This is a genomic window from Novipirellula sp. (assembly GCF_041583735.1).
GTDB lineage: Bacteria > Planctomycetota > Planctomycetia > Pirellulales > Pirellulaceae > Novipirellula.
Genome location: NZ_JBFHFD010000903.1, coordinates 1 through 2,637 on the forward strand (window position 1 = coordinate 1; position 2,637 = coordinate 2,637).

At 56.2% G+C, this 2,637-nt stretch carries 1 protein-coding gene; it reads right to left on the reverse strand.

Going from position 1 to position 2,637, the window contains the following annotated elements:
• Window positions 1-2,637 (reverse strand): vitamin B12-dependent ribonucleotide reductase (locus ABX962_RS34390; RefSeq protein WP_372726175.1); only part of this gene is annotated, 2,637 nt, incomplete at its 5' end.

Consider the following 2,637-nt stretch of genomic DNA (forward strand, 5'->3'; position numbering starts at 1 on the left):
CTAGCTGCAGCCCATGCTGTTGCCACAGTTGTGACAGAGGTAGCAGTTGCCGTTGCGAACGGTGATCGAGCCGCAGTTGTCACACGAGGGAGCGTCGATTTGGAAGCGAGCGAACTGCTGCTCCTGGGACGCTGCCGTGGTTTCGACTTGCGAGTGCCCGTTACCTTGGCCCGCTCCGCTAGTGGCTCCGGAATCTTGCAAGCTCGCCAGGAACGTGGCTCGCTCGACGATCGCCACTGCCGCTCCGGCGTCTTCTTTCAATTCTTGCGTTACACGGTTCGGTGATGCGACCACGGGGCCGTTGCCATTGTTGGTCTTGTCACCCACTTCGCTACCGACGGCCGATGGCGAGTAGTCGCCGTGGCCGCTCATGAAGGTCAGTCCCAACCATCGTGCGATATAATCGACGACGCTCTTCGCGATACGGATATCCTTGTTGCTTGTCATCCCCATCGGTTCGAACCGAGTGTGGCTGAACTTGTTCACCAGGACTTCGAGTGGCACGCCGTATTGCAGTGCGATCGAAAGCGCGGTGCCGAAGCTGTCCATGATACCACCGATCGTCGATCCCTCTTTGGCCATCGTGATGAAGATCTCACCCGGACGACCATCGGGATACAAACCGACGCACAAGTAACCTTCGTGACCGGCGATGCTGAACTTGTGGGTCAAGCTTTGACGAGTGTCTTGCAAACGCTCGCGACGCGGTTTGAAGACGACTTTTTCGATCGTTTTGGTGATCGTGGTTGCCGACACGGCGGCTCCCTTGTCTTCGCTCTTCTTGGTGTTCAGCGGTTGTGACTGCTTGCTGCCGTCACGATAAATCGCGATCGCTTTGAGTCCCAGTTCCCAGCCCCAGAAGTAAGCGTCCGCGATGTCTTTGGCGGTCACATCGGTCGGCATGTTGACCGTCTTGCTGATCGCTCCGGAGAGGAACGGCTGAGCTGCGGCCATCATCGTGACGTGAGCCTGCCAAGCGATGCTGCGAACGCCGCCGTTTGGCTTGAAGGCACAATCGAAGACTTTCAAGTGTTCGGGATCGAGGTCCGGCGCCCCTTCGATCGTATCATTTTCGTCGATGAAGGCCAAAATGCCTTCGATTTGTGCTTCGTCGTATCCCAGTTTCGCCAGTCCAAGACGGACGGTTTGGTTAACGATCTTCAGCATCCCGCCGCCAGCGAGCTGCTTGTATTTGACCAACGCGATGTCAGGTTCAATTCCGGTGGTATCACAATCCATCATGAAGCTGATCGTGCCGGTCGGCGCGAGCACGGTGGCTTGCGCGTTGCGGAAACCGTACTTCTCGCCGATTTTGAGCACTTCGTCCCAAAGTTCGCGGGCCGCTGCTTTCAGCTCGGCTGGACCATCGTCGTGAATGTGTTCACAAGCTTCGCGATGCATTTGCATAACGCCGAGCATCGGCTCTTCGTTGGCGGCGTAACCATCAAATGGTCCGACAACGCCCGCGATTTCGGCACTGGTGCGATTGGCCTCGCCGTGCAGCAGTGCGGTCAACGATCCACACAAACCGCGTGCGGCGTCCGAATCATAGGCCAAGCCCGAAGTCATAATCACGCTGCCGAGGTTCGAATAGCCGAGTCCAAGTGGACGATACTTGTGGCTATTGCGAGCGATCGGCTCAGTCGGGTAGCTGGCGTGGTCGACCAAGATTTCTTGAGCGATGAAGAACAACCGCGAAGCCGAACGGAAACGTTCGACGTTGAACGTGCCATCGGTCTTGCTGACGAACTTCATCAAATTGATCGACGCCAAGTTGCAGGCGGTGTCGTCAAGGAACATGTATTCCGAACATGGATTGCTGGCGTTGATCGCGCCGCTGTTCGGGCAAGTGTGCCACTTGTTGATCGTCGTGTCGTACTGAACGCCTGGGTCGCCACAGTGCCAAGCACACTCGGCCATCTTGTTTAGCAGTTCACGCGCATCGTACTCGGGCGCCGCTTCGCTGACTTTGTCGCTGATCCAACGAGTTTGCCAACGTTTGTTATCGCGAACGGTTTCCATGAAATCGTCGGTCACGCGAACCGAAAGGTTGGCGTTTTGGAAACACACGCTGCCGTATGCTTCGCCGTTAAAGTTCGACTCGTAACCTTCGCGAATCAACGCGTGAGCCTTCTTCTCTTCGTTCCATTTGCACTCGACAAACTCGAGCACATCGGGGTGCCAAACCTTTAACGATTGCATCTTCGCCGCACGACGCGTCTTGCCACCACTCTTCACGACGCCAGCGATCGAGTCGTAAACTCGCATGAAGGACAATGGACCCGATGGTGTTCCGCCGCCCGAGAGTTTTTCACGTTGCGATCGGATGGTCGACAAGTCGGTGCCGGTGCCGCTACCAAATTTGAACAGCATCGCTTCGCTGCAAGCCAACCGCATGATGTCTTCCATGTTGTCATCAACCGATTGGATGAAACATGCCGAGCCCTGGGGATATTCGTAGGGGTTTTCGGGTTGAGCGGTGTCTTGCTCGGCTTCGTTCCAGTGCCAGTTGCATTTTGAACCGACGACGTTGTATTGGGCGTGCAATCCGACGTTGAACCAGACGGGGCTGTTGAAGGCACCGTGTTGATGCAAGCAAAGCCATGTCAAATCGCGGTAAAAACGCTCGCCATCTTC